General features: G+C 64.2%; 18 protein-coding genes. 10 read left to right on the forward strand and 8 right to left on the reverse strand.

The window, feature by feature from the left end; genetic code table 11:
• The first annotated feature begins 47 nt into the window (after nt 1-47).
• Genes BDD18_RS21145 through BDD18_RS21165 form a run of 5 tightly spaced genes read left to right on the forward strand, consistent with a single transcriptional unit; the run spans nt 48 to nt 5,692 of the window.
• Nucleotides 48-2,459, forward strand: a complete 2,412-nt coding sequence (locus BDD18_RS21145; protein ID WP_244939187.1) for an efflux RND transporter permease subunit — start codon at nt 48-50, stop codon at nt 2,457-2,459.
• 27 nt (nt 2,460-2,486) lie between these two features.
• Nucleotides 2,487-3,452, forward strand: a complete 966-nt coding sequence (locus tag BDD18_RS21150; RefSeq protein ID WP_142085779.1) for a VOC family protein — start codon at nt 2,487-2,489, stop codon at nt 3,450-3,452.
• 4 nt (nt 3,453-3,456) lie between these two features.
• Nucleotides 3,457-4,296: an enoyl-CoA hydratase/isomerase family protein gene (locus BDD18_RS21155; RefSeq protein WP_244939188.1), complete on the forward strand. Its 840-nt coding sequence runs from the start codon at nt 3,457-3,459 to the stop codon at nt 4,294-4,296.
• A 30-nt stretch (nt 4,297-4,326) separates the two neighbouring features.
• Nucleotides 4,327-5,157, forward strand: coding sequence for an SDR family NAD(P)-dependent oxidoreductase (locus BDD18_RS21160; RefSeq protein WP_063460677.1), 831 nt, complete (start codon nt 4,327-4,329; stop codon nt 5,155-5,157).
• A gap of 34 nt (nt 5,158-5,191) precedes the next feature.
• The gene (locus BDD18_RS21165; protein ID WP_060986285.1) at nt 5,192-5,692 is read left to right on the forward strand and encodes a DUF1993 domain-containing protein; all 501 of its coding nucleotides are present in this window, start codon (nt 5,192-5,194) and stop codon (nt 5,690-5,692) included.
• Between the two features lie 540 nt (nt 5,693-6,232).
• On the opposite strand, the gene BDD18_RS21170 is transcribed toward BDD18_RS21165, so the two are convergent.
• The 5 genes from BDD18_RS21170 to BDD18_RS21190 form a co-directional block, all read right to left on the reverse strand.
• On the reverse strand, nt 6,233-7,867 hold the full coding sequence (locus tag BDD18_RS21170) for a methyl-accepting chemotaxis protein (protein ID WP_142085781.1): 1,635 nt from the start codon (nt 7,865-7,867) through the stop codon (nt 6,233-6,235).
• A gap of 96 nt (nt 7,868-7,963) precedes the next feature.
• Nucleotides 7,964-9,202, reverse strand: coding sequence for an NAD(P)/FAD-dependent oxidoreductase (locus tag BDD18_RS21175; RefSeq protein ID WP_063460675.1), 1,239 nt, complete (start codon nt 9,200-9,202; stop codon nt 7,964-7,966).
• Between the two features lie 11 nt (nt 9,203-9,213).
• Nucleotides 9,214-10,515: an MFS transporter gene (locus BDD18_RS21180; protein ID WP_063460674.1), complete on the reverse strand. Its 1,302-nt coding sequence runs from the start codon at nt 10,513-10,515 to the stop codon at nt 9,214-9,216.
• A 48-nt stretch (nt 10,516-10,563) separates the two neighbouring features.
• A complete protein-coding gene (locus tag BDD18_RS21185) occupies nt 10,564-11,757 on the reverse strand; it encodes a thiolase family protein (protein ID WP_199865950.1) in 1,194 nt (397 codons plus the stop codon).
• Nucleotides 11,754-12,152, reverse strand: coding sequence for a Zn-ribbon domain-containing OB-fold protein (locus BDD18_RS21190; protein ID WP_142085783.1), 399 nt, complete (start codon nt 12,150-12,152; stop codon nt 11,754-11,756). The genes BDD18_RS21185 and BDD18_RS21190 overlap by 4 nt, the downstream gene beginning before the upstream one ends.
• Before the next feature lie 138 nt (nt 12,153-12,290).
• Here BDD18_RS21190 and BDD18_RS21195 point away from each other — a divergent pair, with 138 nt between their 5' ends.
• From BDD18_RS21195 to BDD18_RS21215, 5 genes are all read left to right on the forward strand, one after another.
• On the forward strand, nt 12,291-12,986 hold the full coding sequence (locus BDD18_RS21195) for an SDR family oxidoreductase (protein WP_060987190.1): 696 nt from the start codon (nt 12,291-12,293) through the stop codon (nt 12,984-12,986).
• 110 nt (nt 12,987-13,096) lie between these two features.
• A complete protein-coding gene (locus tag BDD18_RS21200) occupies nt 13,097-13,510 on the forward strand; it encodes a bacteriohemerythrin (protein WP_233559581.1) in 414 nt (137 codons plus the stop codon).
• 66 nt (nt 13,511-13,576) lie between these two features.
• A complete protein-coding gene (locus BDD18_RS21205; protein WP_060987189.1) occupies nt 13,577-14,563 on the forward strand; it encodes a fumarylacetoacetate hydrolase family protein in 987 nt (328 codons plus the stop codon).
• A gap of 124 nt (nt 14,564-14,687) precedes the next feature.
• The gene (locus tag BDD18_RS21210) at nt 14,688-16,319 is read left to right on the forward strand and encodes an AMP-binding protein (RefSeq protein ID WP_142085785.1); all 1,632 of its coding nucleotides are present in this window, start codon (nt 14,688-14,690) and stop codon (nt 16,317-16,319) included.
• 12 nt (nt 16,320-16,331) lie between these two features.
• Nucleotides 16,332-17,099 carry an SDR family NAD(P)-dependent oxidoreductase gene (locus BDD18_RS21215; RefSeq protein ID WP_142085788.1) on the forward strand — a complete coding sequence of 256 codons (768 nt, stop codon included), beginning with the start codon at nt 16,332-16,334 and terminating at the stop codon, nt 17,097-17,099.
• Nucleotides 17,100-17,107: 8 nt separating this feature from the next.
• Here BDD18_RS21215 and BDD18_RS21220 read toward each other — a convergent pair whose 3' ends face one another.
• From BDD18_RS21220 to BDD18_RS21230, 3 genes are all read right to left on the reverse strand, one after another.
• Nucleotides 17,108-18,745, reverse strand: a complete 1,638-nt coding sequence (locus tag BDD18_RS21220; protein WP_142085790.1) for an AMP-binding protein — start codon at nt 18,743-18,745, stop codon at nt 17,108-17,110.
• Nucleotides 18,746-18,748: 3 nt separating this feature from the next.
• A complete protein-coding gene (locus tag BDD18_RS21225) occupies nt 18,749-19,732 on the reverse strand; it encodes a Bug family tripartite tricarboxylate transporter substrate binding protein (protein WP_170207444.1) in 984 nt (327 codons plus the stop codon).
• 133 nt (nt 19,733-19,865) lie between these two features.
• The gene (locus BDD18_RS21230; RefSeq protein ID WP_142085794.1) at nt 19,866-20,978 is read right to left on the reverse strand and encodes an aldo/keto reductase; all 1,113 of its coding nucleotides are present in this window, start codon (nt 20,976-20,978) and stop codon (nt 19,866-19,868) included.
• Nucleotides 20,979-21,125 lie beyond the last annotated feature (147 nt).

Genomic DNA, 21,125 nt, shown 5'->3' on the forward strand with positions numbered 1-21,125 from the left:
TCTGCTTCGTGAAAGTTCTGATGTCTGCTCATTCCCAGCAACCCGCCATGCCGGTCGTTCGCGATCCGGCACAGTTCGACCGCAAGTCAGGAAGCCGCCTGGAGCAACTGGTTTTTAACAACCGGTTGCTAGTGTTGCTGCTGTGCCTTGTCGCTACCGCAGTGCTGGGATACTTCGCTCTGAAGCTGGAAGTCAATGCCAGCTTTGAGCGGATGATCCCATCCTCCAGCCCGTACATTCAGACCTACTTTGCCTATCGGGAGGAACTCCCCGGGTTGGGAAACACGGTGCGGGTCGTCGTGGAGAACAAGAGCGGTGATGTCTACGACGCAGCCTACCTGGAAAAACTGCGCAAGGTCAATGACGCTCTCTACCTGATTCCAGGGGTCGACCGCTCGTGGATGAAATCGCTCTGGATGCCCATCGTGCGCTGGCGGCAGGTGACGGAGGAGGGCGTGGTGGGGGGGCCTGTCATGCCGCCGGACTACAGCGGCAGCCAGGAATCGATCAGCAAGCTCAAGGAAAACGTTGGGCGGTCAGGCATTGTTGGAAGCCTGGTGGCCAATGACGCGCGCTCTACGATGATCATCGTGCCGTTGCTGGACCGGCATCCCAAGACGGGCGAGCCGTTGAACTATGGCGAGTTCTCCCGCATCCTGGAGAAGGAGATCCGGTCGTTCGAGGACGAGAGCACCGGCATTTACATGGTCGGGTTTGCAAAGATCGTCGGCGATCTGATCGCAGGGCTCCATGAGGTGATGCTCTTTTTCGGACTCTCGGTGGCGGTCGCCGCGCTGTTTGTCTACCTCTATACCCGGTGCATCCGCAGCACCATGCTGCTGGTGAGCGTTGCCGTTGCCGGGGTGGTGTGGCTGCTGGGGTTGATGAACCTGCTGGGCTACGAGCTGGACCCCTACTCGATCCTGGTCCCATTCCTGATTTTCGCGATTGGGCTCTCGCACGGTGCCCAGAAGATGAACGGCATCCTGCAGGACGTGGGCCGTGGGACGCACAAATACGTTGCCGCGCGCTACACCTTCCGGCGCCTCTTCATGGCGGGCCTGACGGCGCTTTTGACCAACATTGTCGGCTTCGCCGTGCTGGTGATCATCGATATCCCGGTTATTCGCGATCTGGCCCTGACCACCAGCATCGGGATCACGGTGCTGGTCTTCACCAAGCTCGTGCTGATCCCGGTGACCTTGTCCTACATCGGCGTGAGCGAGGCTGCGGCGCGCCGCGCCCTCGCCGAGGACACGACGCGCAAGCAAGGATGGCTCGGACGCACCTGGAGTGCGCTGGATCGCCTGACGGAGCGTCGCGCGGCCACGGTGACGGTGGCGCTTGCCGCCGTGATGACCGCGGTCTGCACGGTCGTGATGTTCGACCTGCGCATCGGCGACCTGGATCCGGGGGCGCCCGAATTGAGGCAGGACTCGCGCTACAACCGCGACAGTGCCTATATCACGGCCCACTACGGGCTGTCGAATGATCAGTTCGTGGTCATCATGACCAATCCTGACGATGGCTGCCGGCTGTACGGCACCTTGCAGTTGATGGACCAACTGGCCCAGGCACTGCGCCAGACCGAGGGCGTGCAGGCCACCAGTTCGCTGGCGGAGTCCACGCGCTTCATCACTGCAGCCTTGAATGAGGGCAGTGGCAAGTGGCTCACCATCAGCCGGGACCAGGGCATCACGAATGCGGCGGTGGGGGCCGCCATGATTGCGAGTCCGGACATCACCAATACCTCGTGTTCCGTCTCGCCACTGATTGCCTACCTGGCCGATCACAAGGCGGACACGCTCAAGCGCGTGCTTCAGGTGAGTGAGGCCTTTGCCGCGGAGCACAACAGTGCTTCTGCCGACGGCGGGCCGCGCTTTTTGCTCGCGGCGGGTTCCGCGGGTATCGAGGCGGCGACCAACATTGAGGTCGAGCGCGGCATCTTGCTGATGTACCTGGCCGTGTATGGCGCCACGGCGCTGCTGTGCCTGCTGACCTTCCGCAGCCTGCGCGCCACCATCGTGGCGATGGTTCCCTTGGTGATCACCACCATCATCTGCAAGGCCTTGATGGTGTGGATGGGCATCGGGCTCAAGGTGGCCACGTTGCCAGTGATCGCGGTGGGTGTCGGCGTCGGGGTGGACTACGCCCTGTACCTGCTGAGTGTGCAGATTGCGATGCAGCGCCGTGGCTCGACGCTCGCCGAGGCATACCGGAGGTCGCTCGACTTCACGGGACGCGTGGTGGCGCTGGTGGGGCTGACCATGGCCGCGGGCGTGATCACCTGGGCATTTTCGCCGATCAAGTTCCAGGCGGACATGGGCATTTTGCTGACCTTCATGTTCCTGTGGAACATGGTGGGTGCCCTGGTGCTGATTCCCGCCTTGTCCCATTTCCTGCTCAATCCACGGCAGACCAAGTCTGCACTGCCCGCGGATGGCGCACTTCCTCTTTGACTTTTTCCTTCTCTTGGAGCAACGCCTGTGTTTGATCTGTTGATGAGTGCCGACATGATGCTGTCCGACCCGGACGGCATGGCGCAACTGTTGGTGACGAAGCTGGGCCTCCACGGCCATCCCAACTGGCGCCAAGCGTTCGATGGCCATCCCTACATTGCCCATTTCCTGCGGGTTCACAAATCGTTGGCGGTCGCCCCCACCCGCATCGAGCCGCAGTGCCACTTGGACCAACCCAACCCGGGCGATCCGATGTTCCACGACTTCCTGGAGAGCCTCAAGGCTTACCAGGGCGCGCACCGGCCCATGGTGACCCACTCGATCGTGCTGGCCGCGCGCGGCGACAGGTTCGACCTGCTGGTCGAGAAACTCATGCGTCGGCGCTTGCGGTTCCGCATGGCGCAGCGTACCCCCGACATGCCGTTTGATCGGCTCTGGCTGGGCGCGACGCCGGAGGATCCCCGTTACCACCCATCGGTGGACGGCGGTCTTTGCATCGAGGTCATGCCCCTGGAGCCGCTGCAGATGCCAGCCGATACCTTCAGCGTGCCCCCGCCCGAGCCGCGCGATCCCAAACCGGGCGACATGGTGCGAGTCACCTCGCGCGGTTACATCGTTCGCAATCTGGACGAAACCCTGCGCACGGTATCGGCCAATCTCGATTGGGAGCCTGGCGGCCCTGTGGAGTCTCTGGACAAGGAGGGGTACCGTCGCGCCCGCATGGAATTCACGGTACCGCACAGCGCTTCGCTGGACGTGATCGAGGCGACCCGCTGGAACGGTGATGCCGGCGTCTACCTGAATTCCTGGGGGCCAGGCCCCTACTACATCCGCATCGCGGTGAACGGTCTCCAGGCCAAGGCCGAGGACCTCAAGGCACGCGGTACCCGTTTCACCTGGATCGACGAATGCGAGGCGGTGGGTGGGAAGCCGCTGATCCGGGTCGATCCGGCCGACCTGCGGGGGCAACTGTTTGAGTTCGAGGAGTATTGAACCGATGATGGAAACCTCCTTTCACAAACCGGCCACCCCGACGCGTGACGAAGCTGCGGCCCCCGGGAATGCCGTCGAGGTGGAGCGCCGGGGAGGCGTTGGCTGGATCGTGCTCAATCGCCCGGACCAGATCAATGCGATCAACGACGACATTCGCCGTGGTGTTCCCGCGGCGCTGGCCGAACTGGATGGAGATCCGTCCGTGCGGGCGATTGTGATACGCGGCGCAGGTACGCGTGGGTTCTGCGCCGGAGCCGACATCAAGGAACGGCGGGCTGCGGAAACATCGGTGCAGGTGCGCCGGCGCATGCAGAAGTCGCGTTGGATCGAGGCGCTGGATCGCACCGAGAAACCTGTGATCGCCGCCATTCATGGCTATTGCATGGGCGGGGGCATGGAACTGGCCTTGGCTTGCGATCTGCGTTTCGCGGCGCCGGACGCCGTGTTTGCCCTTCCCGAAACAGGGCTGGGCTTGATCCCTGGTGGGGGAGGAACCCAGCGCCTTGGCTCCGTGGTCGGCCCGGGGCGTGCGCTGGATCTGCTCTTGACCGGTGATCGGGTTGACGCACGCCGGGCGTTCGACATCGGCCTGATCACCCGCATGGCTGACAGCACGCAATCCCTGCTCGCAGAGGTCGCTAGCTTGGCTGAACGCATTGCCCAGAGGCCGCCCACGGCGACGCTGTTCGCCAAGCAGGCAGCACGCGCAGCCAGCCACCTGGATCTCAAGAGCGGCCTGGACCTGGAATTGGATCTGTTCGCCATGCTGGTTCCGATGAACGACGTCAAGGAAGCCGCGCTGGCGTTTCGCGAGAAACGGGCGCCCTGTTTTTCTGGTGAATGAATTTCAAAACATCGCTTTTCTGGAGATGCAATGAGCGAACGCAAACTGGATGGAAAGGTCGCCATCGTGACCGGTGCGGGGGCGGGTCTTGGGGCTGAATGTGCGCGTTCGCTGGCCCGGCATGGAGCCCGTGTCGCGGTGGTGGACATCAACTTGGAGGGCGCTCAGTCGGTGGCCGCCGAAATCAAGGCGGGGGGTGGCAAGGCTCTGGCCATCCAAACCGACCTGACTTCCGAGGAGGGGGTCGCGGCGATGGTTTCCGCCGTGCTCGACCACTTTGGGCGGATCGATGTCCTGCACAACAATGCGGCCGCGTTGGATCCGGCGCAGCGTGCCGGTGACCGCGATGTCTGCAACGTGGACCTTTCCGCATGGGACAGGGCCATGAACGTCAATGCGCGCGGCGCCATGCTGTGCTGCAAGCACGCCATCCCGCACATGCTCAAGGTCGGCGGTGGATCGATCATCTTTGCGACGTCGGGCTTCGGGCTGCTGGGTGATGCAACGCTGACCGCCTATGCCGCCTCCAAGGCGGCCCTGATGGCGCTGGCACGTTCCGTGGCCGCTCAGTACGGCAAGGAGGGTATCCGATCCAATGCCATCATGATTGGCTTTGTGCTCAACGAGCACGCGCAGAAGGGCGTTCCGCAGGAGATCAAGCAGATCCTCCTGGATCAGCACCTGACGCCTCAGCTCGGTTCGCCAAAGCAGATTGCCGACGTGGTGAGCTTCCTGGCCAGCGACGAGTCCTCATTCATCACGGGGGCGGTGATTCCAGTGGATGGCGGCTTCACCAGCCACGCCCCGTCCATGGTGCCCATGCGCGAGTTCTTCGCACGCATGGGATCCAACAAACTCTGAACCCAACCAACCATATCCGACCATGTCTTTATCCATGCATGCCGCCAGCGCGGAAATCTATGCCCGCATGCTGCGCAACCTGCTGACCTGGCTTGACAAAGCCGAAGGCCATGCCCAGGCCAGAAGTTTTGACAGCGCGGCCTTCCTGAATACGAAGCTGTCGCCCGACATGCTGACCTTTGGCAAGCAAGTTGCCATTGCCAGCGAGGTGGCGCGGCTCGCCGTCGCGCGCCTGGGTGCCGTGGAACTGCCTGCTGCTCAAGGCTCCGACGAGAGCTTCGAAGGGTTGCGTGTCCGCGTCCGGGACGCCATCGGCTTCGTGGAAGGCGTTTCGCCGCAGCAATTGGCCGGGAGCGCCGAGCGGCCCCTGGTCGTGCCGCAGCGGCAAGGCGATCCGCTGCACTTCACGGGGCAGACCTTCTTACAGCAGTGGTCGCTGCCGAATTTCTTCTTTCATGTGACCACGGCCTATGCGTTGCTCCGCCAGGCAGGCGTGGAGCTGGGCAAGGCTGACTTTCTGGGAGCCATGGCCTGACCGGGCCGAACCTGGACACGTTCTCCAAGGTGCAAGTACCGGAGGCAAGGCCGGTGATTGACACAGTACCCCGTGGAATCCGGGGTTTTGAACCCCCTGGCAGACCTCCACGGTTTGTACCAGGGGGTGTTTTTTTGCGGGTGGATGTCCACGCGCTCCGAGTGCGCGTGGCGCGTTCGTCACCAGCGGTCCAGGTTGGCGCTGTGGCGGGGCTGGTCTCATCTTCAGTGCAGGGCAATACCCTTGCAGGGGCCCGGATGCGTGCACGGAAGATACAGGCCAAATTGGCCTCAAGCGCCCATCCAGAAAGCGCAAGCAGCTATCAAAACTTCAAAGAGGACGCGTGTTCACCGCTCAGGCAGATCCCGCGCCAATGAACGGGGCATTCACTCGCGTGCTGATTTCCCGCCGAACAGTCCAGACCGCCGGAAACTCAGATGCGCTTCCAATCGCCCTCACTGCCCATGGCGGGCGGCGCGCTTTCGTGTGAGACGGGCGCGGCAATGGCGGCTGGGCCTTGCCGCTTTGATGCTTGCGGCCCTAGTGCTCCCTGGCTAGCATGATAGTTTTTATCGGCGCGCTTGCGTGGAGCGTGCGAGGCAGGGGCACGGCACTGATGGTGCGCACGACCTCTTCGTCCGACAGCTTGAACACCGCCACGGCTTCCACCAGCGCCTGGGACTGGCTGCTTAGGCTGCTGGCAGCCGCGGCCATTTCTTCGACCAGCGCGGCATTTCGCTGCGTGGTCTGGTCCATCTGCGCGACCGCTTCTCCGATTTGTCCCATGTCCTGGCTCTGTTCGCTGCTCGCGGCGCTGATTTCGCCCATGATGTCCGTTACACGGCGGATGGCGGTGACGACCTCCGTCATCGTGGCACCGGCCTTGCCCACGAGCTGCGACCCCTGCTCCACGCGCTCCACGCTGTCGGTGATAAGCCGCTTGATTTCCTTGGCTGCTTCGGCGCTGCGGCCTGCGAGGCTGCGCACCTCGCTGGCTACCACAGCAAAGCCGCGGCCTTGCTCGCCCGCGCGGGCGGCTTCCACTGCGGCGTTCAGGGCCAGGATGTTGGTCTGGAAAGCGATGCCGTCGATCACACTGATGATGTCGGCAATCTTGTGGCTGCTGTCGTCGATGCCCTTCATTGTTTTGACCACTTCGGCGACCACTTCGCCGCCTTGGGTGGCCACGGTGGAGGCACTCAGGGCGAGCTGGTTGGCCTGGCGCGCGTTGTCGGCGTTCTGCTTCACCGTGGAGCCCAGTTGTTCCATCGACGCGGCGGTTTGCTGCAGTGCGCTGGCCTGCTCTTCGGTGCGGCCCGACAGGTCATGGTTGCCCGCCGCGATCTCGGTGCTGGCCGAGGCGACGCCCTGTGCATTGCTGCGCACCGCCGTGACCGTCTGCGCCAGGCTGTGCTGCATGCGCTGCAGCGTCTCCAGCAGGTGGCCCATTTCGTCCTGGGACTGCACGGTGATGTGCCCGCTCAGATCGCCGCTGGCGACGCGGTCGGCCACTGAAACGGCCTGCATCAGCGGGCGAGTGATCGAGCGGATGATGGTGATAGCGAGGAACAGGGCCAGAGCAATGGTCACGGCGCTCGCGACCAGGAGCCCCCGCGTCAAATTGCGGGTGGCCGACTCGGCCCGATGGCCGGCTTCGGCCATGACCTGCGCCTGGAGTTCCGCTTGCTTGCGGATCGCGTTCTGGTATTCGATCTGCGCGGGGCGCTGTTTGCTCTCCAGCAAGGCCAGCGCCTCCACCCATTGTTCCTTGGCAAACAGTTCAAGAAACTGATTGCCCAATGCAAGGTCCTTGGCACGCAGAGGCTTGATGCTCTGGTGCAAGGCCTTACCTTCGTCGGATTCGATGAGCTGATCCAGAATTTGCGTCTGTGCGGCGATGTTGCCGCGTTCGACCTTGATCTGGGCCAGCGCCGCCTGCTGAATGTCCGGGGACGAGAACAAGGCCAGATTGCGGAACTGGATGGTTTCCATGTTCGACCCGTCGATCACCGCACTCAATGCCTTGGTGATGGGGTTGCTCCTTTGAACGATGTCTTCCATCGCCTCACGCTGCGCGGCGGACAGGAACAGCACCATTGCGCCCTGCGCGACCAGCAGCAGCACCATGGTGGAGAACGAAATGGCAAGCCGGGTGGAGATTTTTAAGCGATTCATGGCGCGGGGTAGTTGGCAGTGGCGGGCGTGGGCGTGGGTGGGGTCGCCGCGCAGGGCCGCTGAAAGCCCGGCGGAAGCCGCTGGATCGGCGCGTTTTCAGGCGGTCTCGCGTGTCGAGACTTCGAACGCCTTGAGATCGAAGCCTGGAGCGGCCGCCTCGGCAGGACTGAGCGGCGTGTTGCGTGCAATGAGCTTGCGCGCCGCCATGTGGTCGGCTGGCCGATTGCATGATTCCACTGCCACCAAACGGCCGGCGCGGAAGCAAAGGACGCTGATCTGGTGCTGCTCGACGGAGCCGAGCACGACGGTTTCATCGTGCCCGTCGGCGAGGCCGGCGATTTGCAGCTTGAGTTCTCCCTGGTCGGTCCAGAACCAGGGCAGGGCGGCATAGCCGGCGGGCTTGCCCATGAGCCGGGCCGCCACGGCCTTGGCCTGGTCCACGGCATTCTGAACCGACTCGAGCCGGATGGCCTGTGGTGACCAGGGGCTGGGAAAGCTGACCACGTCGCCGATGGCGGAAATGGCCGGGTCGCTGGTGAGCAGATGGGCGTCGACAACGATGCCGTTGTTGACGGTCAACTGTGCCTGAGCAGCGAGTTCCGCGTTGGGCAGCACGCCGATGCCATAGACCACCAGATCCGCCGGCAGGACTTCGCCGCTGGCCAGCTCCACGCTGCGCACCTGGCCGCCATCGCCGTGGATTGCGGCGAGGCTCTGGCCATAGTGGATTCGCACACCCCACCGGGCGTGGGCGTGATCGAATACCTGGGACGTGACCGCAGAGAGGGCTCGGGCCATTGGCCGCGTGCCCAGCTCCAGCACGTCCACCGCGATGCCGCGTGCGGCTGCGACGGCCGCGAACTCCAGGCCGATGAAGCCCGCGCCAATGACCACTGCGCGCTTCGCGCTGCCCAGGCGCTGTGACAGCCCGTCGGCATCTGCTAGGTTGCGCAAGCCGAATACGCCGCCGAGCTCGATGCCCGCGACCGCCGGCACACGGTTGCGCGCGCCGGTTGCCAGCACCAGGTGCTCGTAGGCGAGTCTTTCGCCGCTGGCGAGGACAAGCTCGCGGCGTTCCCGGTCGATGGCAGTGGCACTGCCCTGTATGCGCGTGATGCGGTGCTCGTCAAAGTACTCGGGGGGTCGAAAGCGCAGCGCCGCCACGCCGACCTTTCCTAGCAGATAGGCCTTGGACAGTGGTGGACGCTGGTAGGGAACGCCAGGTTCGTCGCCGATGAGGGTGACCGCGCCTTCAAATCCCTCCTGCCGCAGCGATGCTGCAACCTGATAGCCGGCTTGGCCGGCACCGACGATGACGATGGAATTGTGGGACATAGAGTTCTGCTTCAAAGAGTTTGGTCAGGGGCGGTCTTGCGCTCGAAGATCGGATAACGGCCCAACGAGAGCAACGCGAGGCCACCAAAGAGAAACATGGGCCCGCAGACCCACAGCGTCGCCTGGTACGAGCCGGTGCCCCGGTAGAGTTGCCCGAAGAGCCACGGGGCCAGCGTGGAAGCCAGCGTGATCAGCCCGAGGTGGATGCCGAACAGGCGGCCGTAGTCACGCATGCCGAAATACCGCGAGACGAGAAAGGCCGCCAGGTCGAACTCGGCACCCGCGCCGATGCCCACCAGCATGACACCCAGCACGAGCCAGCCGGTATCGTTCGCGCCGCTGATACCCAGGAGCAGGCACCCCAGAGCCGGCAGCCCCAGGGCGACGGCGGCCACGCCAGGCGCCCAGAGGCGGTCCACCAGGTAGCCCACGACGACCCGCCCCAATATCAGCGACAAGCCAAAGCTGCCGAAGATGCGCGCTGCATCCCCTGCCTCCAGGCCTTTGTCGCGCAACAGGGGGACACCATTCGTGACCAGCGTCACCACGCAGGCCACGACCATGGACAAGGCGATGTTCAGAAGCCAGAAGCGAGGATTGCGCACGCCTTCGCGCAGCGAGGCACCCGTGACCATGGCATCTGCTGACGATGCTGACTCGCTGTGCTTGCGGACCGGGGCGCGGGCAGGCTCTTTCATCCAGGCCAGCACCAGGGGCAGCACCAGCACTATTGGCAGGGCCGCCAGAAGCCAGAAGGCCGCCTGCCAGTTCCATTGCGAGATCACGGCGCTCACCGCCGAGGGAATGAGCATGGCGGCCAGACCGGTGCCGGAAAGAACCAGCGCGAGAGCCAGGCCGCGGTTGCGCTCGAACCACAGGTTCACCAGATGGGTCCAGGTGACGTGCATAGTGCCCATGCTGGCCATGGACATCAGGAAAAAGCCCAGGTAGAGCGTCACGATCGAAGGCCCCAAGCGCGTCATGGCGATGAAGGCCAGGGAAAGCATGCACAGCGAGATCACCGTGACGCGCTTCATGCCAAAGCGCAGATTGAGCCAGCCCACGATCTGGGATGCGACCACCGATCCCAGAAACATGAAGCTCACTGCGGACTGAAGATCCGCGCGGGCCCAGTCAAATGTCTGCTGCAGCGGAACCATCATCGCGCCGTAGGCATACAGCATGGATGAGTTGGAGTTGATCGCCAGTCCCAGCGTGGCCAGAATCACGATGCGCCACGCGCTCTTGAACTCAGTCAGATCGATGCCCAGGCCATGCGCGGTATGTGAAGAGGTGGGGAGAGGTTGTGTCATAGGGTGCCGGCAATGGGGAAGGGAAGGGCAGGTAGGGCCAGGGCCGGTTCACTCGCGCACGAGCAGAAGCGAGCCGGCCAGCGGGCCTCCGCCGGCCGCCGCGACCGCTACCTGGTGCGGCGCGATCTGGCGCTGTCCGGCGCGCTCCCAGAGTTGGGTGCAAGCCTCGTGCACATACCCAAGGCCGTGGGTTCTTCCCCCCGAGAGCTGGCCGCCGTTGGTGTTCACCGGCAGGGCGCCGTCGCGGGCGATCCGCGTGCCGCCTTCGACGAAGCGGCCGCTTTCGCCAACCGGGCACAGGCCCAAGGCCTCCAGCCAGAGCAGGGTCAGGATGGAAAAGCCGTCGTACAACTGGGCACTGCGGACATCAGCCGGCTTGAGATCGGTTCGCTGCCACATCATGCGTGCCGCGTCGATGCTGGCCCCGCCGGTCAGGGAAACCTGATCCCAGGACCAGGGCTGGTGCAGGGCCGAACCGATGGCCTCCAGGCGGATGGGGGGATTCGGTCCATGGCGCGCCGCATCCATGCGCGAGAGCACGATGGCCGTCGCCCCGTCGCAGTGCACGTCGCAATCGAACATGCGCAGGGGCGTCGAGATCATGCGGGAGGCCAAGTAGTCGTCCATGGTCATGGGCGTGCGGTACACAGCCTTGGGATTGAGCTCGGCGTTGGCACGGCAGGTCAGGGCGATTTGCGCCAACTGCTCGGGGGTGGTCCCGTATTCGTGGAAGTGCCGCTGCGCGTACATGGCCATCAGGTTGATGGCCGAGTGCACTTCATAGGGGGTGTACCACTGCCAGAAGAAGCTGCTGTCGCGCCCGGCGGTCTTGTTGCTCAAGGCGTTGGCATTCTTGTCGAGCCGCCGCGCGCTCGCTTCGGTGATCGTGCGGAACACCAGCACATGGCGGCACAGGCCCGCGGCGATGGCCATCGCGCCGTTGATCACGCCGGCCAGTGGCCCCGGCCCTTCGTAGCCGCCGCCATACCAGTTGACGTGGAGCCCCATCGTGCCGATCAGCGCATTGGGGCCCACCGGGGAAAAGCTGTTGCCATTGTTGTTGTCGCCTGGCCAGCAAGCCACGCCATCGATGTCCTTTCGCGTGAGCCCCGCATCGGCAATGGCCTCCAGGCATGCGTCCAGGGTCAGGCGCATAGCGGACTTGTCGGATGGGCGGGCCACTTCGGATTGGCCTACGCCGGCGATCGCCACGTTTTTTTCGTACAGATGGTCGAACATCATTCGGCTTTCTTGAACAGAGGGAGCCAGACGTCTTCGTGCTGCTCGAAAGTGACATGCACCGGCATGCCGATTCGCACCTGATCGGGCGCTAATTCCACTACGTTGCTGAGCAGGCGCAGGCCGGGCTGATCGTCGAGCTCGACGATGGCCACGACGTAGGGTGCGGCCAGCTCGGGCTTCCACGCCTGGTGGTTGATGGTGTAGGTGGCGATGCGGCCGCGGCCGGTTGTGGCCTGCGGCGCCACATCCAGCGAACCACAGAATGGGCAGATCGGAGCGGGTGGATGAAAGAACCGCCGGCAGGTGCTGCAGCGATGGATCATCAGTCGGCCCGATTCCCCTCCCTGCCAAAAGGCCGATGAGTCGCTGGTGATCTGGGGCAGTTTTCGTGGCATGAACGCGGGGTATGTCGGGCTGGCAGTGGGTTGAATCAGGGCCGCTACGAATTGACGCAGGCGGGCTGAGAGAGTTTAATATCTGAACAAATTGCGTCAATGTGTCTAACTAATGGTTTCTACCAACCATCTGCATCTATGAGTGAACATTCTTTGGCGAACCGCCATATCGTTGTGACCGGCGGCCTGGGCGTGCTGGGCCGTGCCGTGGGGGCCGTGCTGGTCGAGCAGGGAGCCCGCGTTGTCCTGCTCGATCGTGTTGCTGCCCAGGATGTGCCTGGGATCACGGCGGTGATCGGCGGCATTGACCTGACCGACCCGGATGCCACACGGTCCGCATTCCAGCAGGCAAGCGAGCGGCTCCAGGGCTTCGATGGCCTGGTGAACGCCGCCGGGGGGTTCCGATGGGAAACGCTGGAGAGCGGAACCCTGGAGTCGTGGGATGCGCTCTATGCGATGAATCTGCGCAGTACCGTGGTGGCGTGCCGGGAGGCTCTGCCACGGCTGTTGGCGGCCGATGGCTCAGGCATCGTCAACGTGGGAGCGCTGGCTGCACAGAAGGCTGGAATGGGAATGGGGGCTTATGCGGCGTCCAAGGCTGGCGTCGCGCGGCTGACCGAAGCGCTTGCCGAGGAGGTCAAGGATCGTGGCGTGCGTGTGAACGCTGTTTGCCCCAGCATTCTGGACACGCCTGCCAACCGGGCCGATATGCCCGATGCCGACACCGCGCGCTGGGTATCGCCGCGCTCGCTGGCTGCCGTCATCGCGTTTCTGTTGTCGGACGATGCCAGCGCCGTCACAGGCGCGTGCATTCCGGTGGCCGGTCGGGTGTGATCATGGAAGACATGCGCTTGTCCCAGGAGCATTCGTCACCCGGGGCCGTTGGAGAGGGCGGCGGCAATGCCATGGCTTGGTCCGATCGCTACTTGCTTGGGCACGGTGACATGGATGGCACCCATCGCGAATTTGTCGCGTGCGTGGCGGCCCTTCAAACAGCGAAAGATGTCGATCTTGCGGGGTGCCTTGCCGCTTTCGAAGCACATGCCGTCGAGCATTTCGAGCAGGAGCGGCGCTGGATGGACTCCACCGGGTTTCCTGCCGCACAGTGCCATGTGGACGAACATACGGCGGTTCTGCGTTCCGTGCACGAGGTGCAGGAGATTCTGCGCAATGGCGGTCCAGGGCAGATAGCCCGCGATCTCGCCCATGCGCTCGCGAATTGGTTCCCAGGACACGCCGATTACATGGATGCTTCGCTTGCCCAATGGCTGGTCAAGCGCAGCCATGGTGGAGCGCCGGTGGTGCTTCGCCGCCGGCTGGAGCCCGCTGACGCGCCGCCTCTGCCGCCGGCCAACTGAGTCTTCGTTCCCGCTAGAGGCGCTTTGCCCCTGGTTTTCAATCCCCCCACAAGAGAAACGATCAATATGAGACTGGTGACATTTCAGGCTGCAGGCGAAGCCGCCCGCGCAGGCGCATTCATCGAGGGCGACCAAGCGGTGCTTGACTTGCGGCAGGCGGCGCAGACCGTGCATGGCGGCAGCGCGGACGCACTGGCGAGCATCCTCGCGCTGATCGAAGCGGGGCCCGCTGCCTCCGAGCTTGCGCGCGACCTGATCGCGCGCGCGCCCCGTGCGGCCGTCCGGGAGCGCAGCGCGGTCAGAATCCTGGCGCCCATCCAACCGCCACCGCAAATGCGCGATGCCTCTTGCTTCGAGCTGCATCTGCGCCAGAGCTATGCGGCAGCACGGCGGGCACGCGCGGCGCGCACACCGGATCCGGAGGCCACACTGAAGGCCATGAACACCCGCTCAGACGAGCGCGCGATCGAGACCTTCCTGCGCCAGCCCATCTACTACAAATGCAACCGTTTTGCGACCATCGGCGTGGACGACGATGTCGTGTGGCCCGGCTACAGCAAGGCGCTCGATTTTGAGCTCGAGTTCGGCTTCTACCTAGGCGCGCGGGCCAAGGACGTGCCCAAAGAGAAGGCGCGCGAGTACATCTTTGGCTACACGATCTTCAATGACATCAGCGCGCGTGATGCCCAGGCCGCGGAAATGGGCGGCATGCTGGGGCCGGCCAAGGGCAAGGACTTCGATACCAGCAACGTGATGGGGCCCTGCCTGGTCACTGCCGATGAGCTCCCCGATCCCTACAACCTGAACATGGTCGCCCGTGTCAATGGCGAGGAATGGGGGCGCGGCAATTCGCGCGACATGTATTGGAAGTTCGAGGATGTGATCGCGCATGTCTCGCGCTCCGAAACCCTGCATCCCGGTGAGTTCATCGGGTCGGGAACGGTGGGCAATGGCTGTGGCCTGGAGCAGATGCGCTACCTCAAGCCTGACGATGTCGTGGAACTAGAGGTGGAGGGCATCGGCCTGCTGCGTACGCGCATCACGCAGCCTTGATGGGCGTCCTCCACCCACGGGCGGGCGCCCTGGTTCCGTCGCCGCGGTGGCATGCAGCATGCTTCCGATCGGCGCCTTCACACAACGCAAAAAATCTGCCGCCGGTCGCGGCAGGGCACATCGAATGAGCAAAGACATTGATAGCGCACCTGGCTGGACGCCAGGACTGCGCGACACTCCCGTGGCGGCCTTGGCCCGCGCGGTTCTCGCGCATCCGGACAAAATCCTGTTCGATTTCAGTGGCGAGAAAACCACCTACGCCGAGTTCGACGCTCTCAGCAACCGCATGGCCCATGCGCTGCAGGCATTGGGGGTGAAGGCCGGCGCCACCGTCACTTCGCTGTTCGACAACCACCTCGACGCCGTGGTTCTCTGGATCGCGCTCAACAAGCTGTCCGCCGTGAGCGTTCCGTTGAACACGGCGCTCAAGGGCGAGTTCCTGCGCCACCAGGTGGCCGACTCGGGGGCCGAGATCGTGGTGTGCGATGCGGCCTACGCTCCGCGCCTGTTCGAGGTGGCCGGGCACCTTCAAGGCATTAGGCGCCTGTTGGTGCGCGGGGTTGTGGAAAATGGGTGTCCAGACGTTGGTTTTGCCATCGAAAGCCTTGACGATCACCGGGGGCACGACACCACGCCCCTGGCCGAGCTGCCCGATCCGGCCGCGCTCAACGCCCTGATCTACACGTCCGGGACAACAGGGCCTTCTAAGGGCTGTATGATCAGCGGCAACCAGATGTGCCATGTGGCGCGCCTGCTCCTGCGGGCTGCGCCGTTCGGCCCGAACGATGTGCTGTGGACCCCGTTGCCGCTGTTCCACATGAACGCGATCGCGACCGGCGTGGTGTCCACGCTGCTGGTGGGTGGAACGATCTCGATCGCTCCACGGTTCTCGGTCAGCGGCTTCTGGCCTGCCGTGGAGGCATCCGGGGCCACCGTGGTGTCCATCCTGGGCGCCCTGGGTACGCTGTTGGCCCAGGCCCCGGACAATGACGCGATGAGGCGCTGCTTCGGCCAGATCCACACGGTCAAGGGCAATCCGTTCACGGAAGACATCAAGGCGATCTGGCGCACCCGCTTCGGCGCGCGCCACATCGGCTCCAACGCCTACGGCTTGACGGAGGCGCTGATCACGTCGGTGCCAGCCGGCGAGCCGGTTCCTCCAGGCTCGTCGGGACGGTGCGCTCCCGAGTTCGACGTGCGCATTTTCGACGACCAGGACAATCCGCTGCCGCCCGGGCAGGCCGGCGAGGTTGTGTGCCGGCCCCTGCATCCCGACATCATGTTCAAGGGCTACTGGCGCCGGGCCGAGGACACGCAGAAGGTGATGGGGAACATGTGGTTCCACACGGGAGACATTGGCAAGTTCGACGAGGCCGGGTTCTTCTACTTCGTGGACCGCAAGAAGGACTATCTGCGCCGGCGGGGGGAGAACATCTCCAGCTTTGAGATGGAATCGGCGATCCTGCAGCATCCCGACATCGAGCAGGTCGCGGTTCATGCCGTGCGGTCGAATCTGGGCGAGGACGACCTGAAGGTCACCGCCAAGCGGGTGGCGGGTGCCCAACTCACCGAAGAGGCCCTGTGCCGCTGGATGGTGGATCGGGTGCCTTATTACGCCGTGCCCCGTTACATCGAGTTCCGGGTAGAACTGCCGGTCAATCCGCAGGGGCGGGTTCTGAAGTACCAGCTGCGCGATGAAGGGGTGACGCCTGCCACCTGGGACATCGAGTCCTCCACCATCAAAGTGCAGCGCTAGAGGAGCACCACCATGTCCGTTTCAGAATTGGCCGGCCGCCGCATCCTCATCACCGGAGGGGCCAGTGGCATGGGCGAGGGCCTTGTGCGCTCGCTGACGGGCATGGGGGCGCTGGTCGTGTCCATGGACCTGAACCGCGAACGCGGCGAAGCCGTTGCCAAGGCGGCGGGAGCACGGGGCTTCATGGAGGTCGATGTGGCCGACGAGGGCTCGGTTGCGGGCGCGGTCGATGCCGCCTGCACCCGCCTGGGCGGCCTGGATGTGCTGATCCATGCCGCGGGCATCGCGCCGTCTTCGCCGGCGCAGGGGACCAGTCTGGCGTTTTGGGAAAAGGTCTTTGCTGTCAATGCCACGGGTACCTTCCTGATGAACCGGGCGGTGTTTCCCCATATGAGGGAGCAGGGCGGCAGCATCATCAACTTCGCTTCTGCAGCCGGCGCGCTGGGGCTTCCCAACAAGTCTGCCTATTCGGCCGCCAAAGGGGCTGTCCTGGCCTGGACCCGCACCGTGGCCCAGGAATGGGGGCCCTACAACATCCGCGTGAATGCGATCGCCCCGGCCATCTGGACGCCCATGTATGACCAGACCCGTTCCGAAATGAGCCCGGAGCAACTGAGCGCGCACGATGCGCTGATGGCCAGGGTGATCCCGCTGGGCGGCAAGCTGGGCGACATGGCGCAGGATCTGGTGCCGGTGCTCGCCTTCCTGGCATCTCCCGGCGCGCGTTTCATGACCGGCCAGATCTTTGCCGTCGATGGCGGGACGCTGATGGTGCGCTGAGCCGGTGGTCAGGCAGGAGCGGCACCTGCCAGCGGACGCAGTTCTCCCGCCAGCAGCGCTTGCCGGACTGCAGCGCGGCCGACTTTGCCGGCATCGGTGCGCGGGACGTGCGCGAGGAGGAGGTGCCTGGGCCGCTTGAAGGAAGCCAGGTGCTGCCTGCAGTACGCCATCAGCTCGGCACGCAACGCCTCCAGCGCGTGCGATGGGGCCGGCTCGCGGGGTTGGACCAATGCGCAGACACTCTGGCCCCATTCGGGATCCGGCAGTCCCACGACGACTGCGTCGGATACCAAAGGATGCTGCATGAGAACGGCCTCGATCTCGGCAGGGTAGATGTTGACGCCGCCGGAAAGAATGAGATCGGAGCGGCGGTCGCAAAGGTAGAGCCAGCCTTCCTCATCGAGGTATCCATAGTCTCCCGCGGTGAACAGGTCACCGCGCTTGACGGAACGGGTCTTCTGTGGATCGTTGAAATACTCGAAATCGAAGCCATCATTCATGTAGATCAACCCGGGCTCGCCGGCAGGAAGCTCGGCTCCGCCCTCATCCAGGATGGCGAGCTTGCTGAACGGATACCTGCGGCCCACTGTCCCGGGGCGCCGCAGCCAGTCGTCGCTACCGACATAGGTGCCCCCTCCCTCGCTGCAAGCGTAGTACTCGTGCAGAACAGGGCCAAGCCACTCGATCATCCGGCGCTTGGTCTCCGGCGGGCATGGGGCAGCCGCGTGAATGACGGTTCTGAGGCTCGAAAGGTCGTAGCGCTGCCGGATAGCCTGCGGAAGTTGCAGCAGGCGGTGGAACAGGATCGGCACCAGCTGCACGCTGTCGATGCGTTCGCTTTCGATCAGGGCGAGCACGCGTTCGCTGTCCCATTTTTCCAGCAGCACGATCCGATGCCCGAGATGCAGCATCTGGATGGCGCGGGAGCCGGGAGCCGCGTGGTAGAGCGGCGTGCAGACCATGTGCGCCCCATTGCCCGCGCGCAGGCCGAACATGCCCGAATAGAGCGGAAGGGTGCGCGCCAATGCCCCTTCGGGGGGCAATCCTGTCAGCGGCCGCCGAATTCCCTTGGGGCGTCCCGTGGTGCCGGAGGAATAGAACATGGTGCTGCCTGCCAGCCGGTCGCCAAGAGGGGCGTCGGGCTGCGCGTCCAGCAAGGATTGCAGATCGCGAAAACCCGGTATGTCTCCCGCAACCGCCAGGCGCCCTTGCTCGGGGAGTGCCGCCTGTCGGGCCGCCTGGCTGGCCGTGGAGGCAAAGCGATGATCGGCAATCAGCACGCGGCTCATGCTGTTGGACAACAGGTAGGCCAATTCTTCGGCCGTCAGGTGCCAATTCAAAGGCACCAGGTAGGCGCCTATTTGCGAGATGGCCAGCGCGCTCGCCAGCCAGTCGCTGGAGTTCGGCAACAAGACCGCGACGGCGTCGCCGGTCTTCGCACCGCAGCCGCGCAGCGCATGGGACAGGCGATCGACGCGGTCGCGCAGCTCGCCGAACGTGCTGCAGCCGCCACTGGATTCCGTGATCGCGATGCGGCTGGGCTGCCGCTCGGCAATTTGCCAGAAGCCCAACGCACCCTCGCAAAGGTAAGCGGGATCGACCGCAGGCATAGGGTTGGCGTTGGCCGGGGATCTGATTTCAGGCATGGACTATTCGATCGTGATGCCTGCCGCCCGGATGGCCTGTGCCCAGGCCAGCGTATCGCGCTTTTGCAGGGTGGCAAGCTGGTCGGGCTTGCCAAGCAGTGGCTGCAGCCCGATGCTGGTAAGGAATGCCTGGCCCTCGGGCGCTTCCAGCACCTCGTTGATCAACTGGTTGAAGCGTTGGATTGCGAAGGCTGGCATCCCGGCCTTCCCGTAGAGAGCCAGCCACGCGGAGACGTCGAAATCAGCGACGCCCGACTCCGCGAGGGTAGGAATGTCGCTGGCGGCGGCGATGCGCGCGCGCGTCGTCACGGCAATTGCACGCAGGCGGCCGGAGCGCACATGTGGCAGGTAGCCCTGAGGGTCGCCAAAGGCGTAGTCAAGATGGCCGCCGATGATGTCGGAAACCACCTGGGCCAAGGTCTTGTACGGCACGAAGGTCGCCTGCAATCCCAGGCGCTGCTTGAGAATCTCGCCAGCGAGCCTTCCGGTGATCGCCGAACTGGCGTAGCTCAACTGGCCCGGCCTGGATTTGACGAAGGCGACGAACTCCTGAAACGTGCTGACCGGCACGCGCGCGGGGTTGACCACCAGGATGTAAGGCACGGTGGCCATGGAGGCGATCGGCGCGAAATCCTTTTCCGGATTGAATGGGAGGGTTTTGTACAAGCTGACGTTGGCCGCCTGGGTCGAGGATCCTGTCATCAGGAACTGATGCCCATCGCCTTTCATGCGGGCGACAGCGTCCGCCGCAATGTTGCCGCCTGCGCCAGGCTTGTACTCGATGACGAACACGATCTCGGGATGGCGCTTTTGGATCTGCTCGGTGCAGTAGCGAATCAGCCCGTCGATGGCACCGCCACCGGCGTATGCCACCGTGATCGAGACTGGCTTGGTGGGCCAGGTGGTTTGGGCGTAGCCAGGAGCTGCCCATGTCGGGAGTGCACTGGCCGCGAGGCCAAGCATCCGACGCCGGGTCCAGAAAATCATGTGGATGTCTCCGTTTCGATTGGCCGGGAGGCCATGCCTGCCATTTTCACCGGTTCCTCCGAGGCTCTTTCGTGCGAGTTCCCCGGACATTTGCCATAGGTGGGCGGGTTCTCCAGGGGCGCTGGTCTGTCGCTCAGCGCCAGCCGCCACTGCGAGCCGCAGGAGGTTCGTCAAAGTGGGGAGGGTGGGGCGACACGCTGGCTCCCCCGTGCATGCGCGGCTGAATGGCGCTCAGAAAGTTGTAGGGAAACAGCGGTGGCAACGCGCTCACCTGATCAAGCCGGGTACGGAGTTCGGAAGGCAACTCGAAGTCCAGCGCGCCCAAGCTGTCCTGCAGCTGTTCGAGCCGGGTGGCGCCCAGGATCACCGAGCTGAGCGCCGGGCGGCCCGACAGCCAGTTGATGGCCACCCTGGCCATGGGCTGCCCCAATTCATTGGCGACGGATTCGAGCGCCGCGACGATCTCCCAGTTGCGCGGCGTCAGCTTGTTCAGCGCGGGTGTCGCCACCGCGGCGGTGGCCTTGATGCGCCCAGCCTGCTGTGCTTGTGCCTCCACATTGGGCTGGTACTTGCCGGACAGCAGGCCGCCGCCCAAAGGACTCCAGGCCACCAGCCCGAGGCCCACTTCCTGGCACATGGCGGGAAACTCGTACTCGATGCCGCGCTGCACCAGCGAATACTCGAGCTGCACCGCGCAAGGACCTTCGAGGCCATGGTACTGCGCCAGGGTGGTGATGCGCGCGGCATACCAGGCGGGCACGTCCGAGAGCGCCCAGTGGCGGATCTTGCCGGCGCGCACCAACTGATCCATGCTGCGCAGAACCTCCTCCGCCGGCGTGATGCCATCCCATGCATGGAGGTAGTAGAGATCCACATAGTCCGTCTTCAGCCGCGCCAGCGAGGCATCCAGGGAACGGATCAGATTCTTGCGGCCGTTGCCCGCGGCGTTCGGGTTGCCTTGCGGGTTCTGGTGATTGAAGCTGTACTTGGTGGCCAGAACGACGCGATCGCGCAAACCCGTTTCCGACATGAACTCGCCCAGCCAGGTCTCGGCGGTGCCTTGCGTGTAGATGTCAGCCGAATCGATGAAATTCCCCCCGGATGCCAGGTAGGTGTCGAACATCGCGCGTGCGGTCTCCCGATCGCAGCCCCAACCGTTCTCGGTGCCAAAGGTCATGGTACCCAGGGACAGGCGCGAGACGCGCAAACCGGTATGGCCAAGCAGGTGGTATGTGGTGGGTTGCATCGGGTCTCTCAGGTTCTTGCTGAAATTGAAACACATTGACAATAAGTGTTCAAACATTAGACTGTGCTGGCTCGGCTGATGTCAAGTCCGGGCGGCTGTCCCGGGGGCCATTCCCCGTCCCATCACCCTGACGACCTATGCTGATCG

Source organism: Acidovorax temperans (assembly GCF_006716905.1).
In the GTDB taxonomy this organism is placed as follows: domain Bacteria; phylum Pseudomonadota; class Gammaproteobacteria; order Burkholderiales; family Burkholderiaceae_C; genus Acidovorax; species Acidovorax temperans.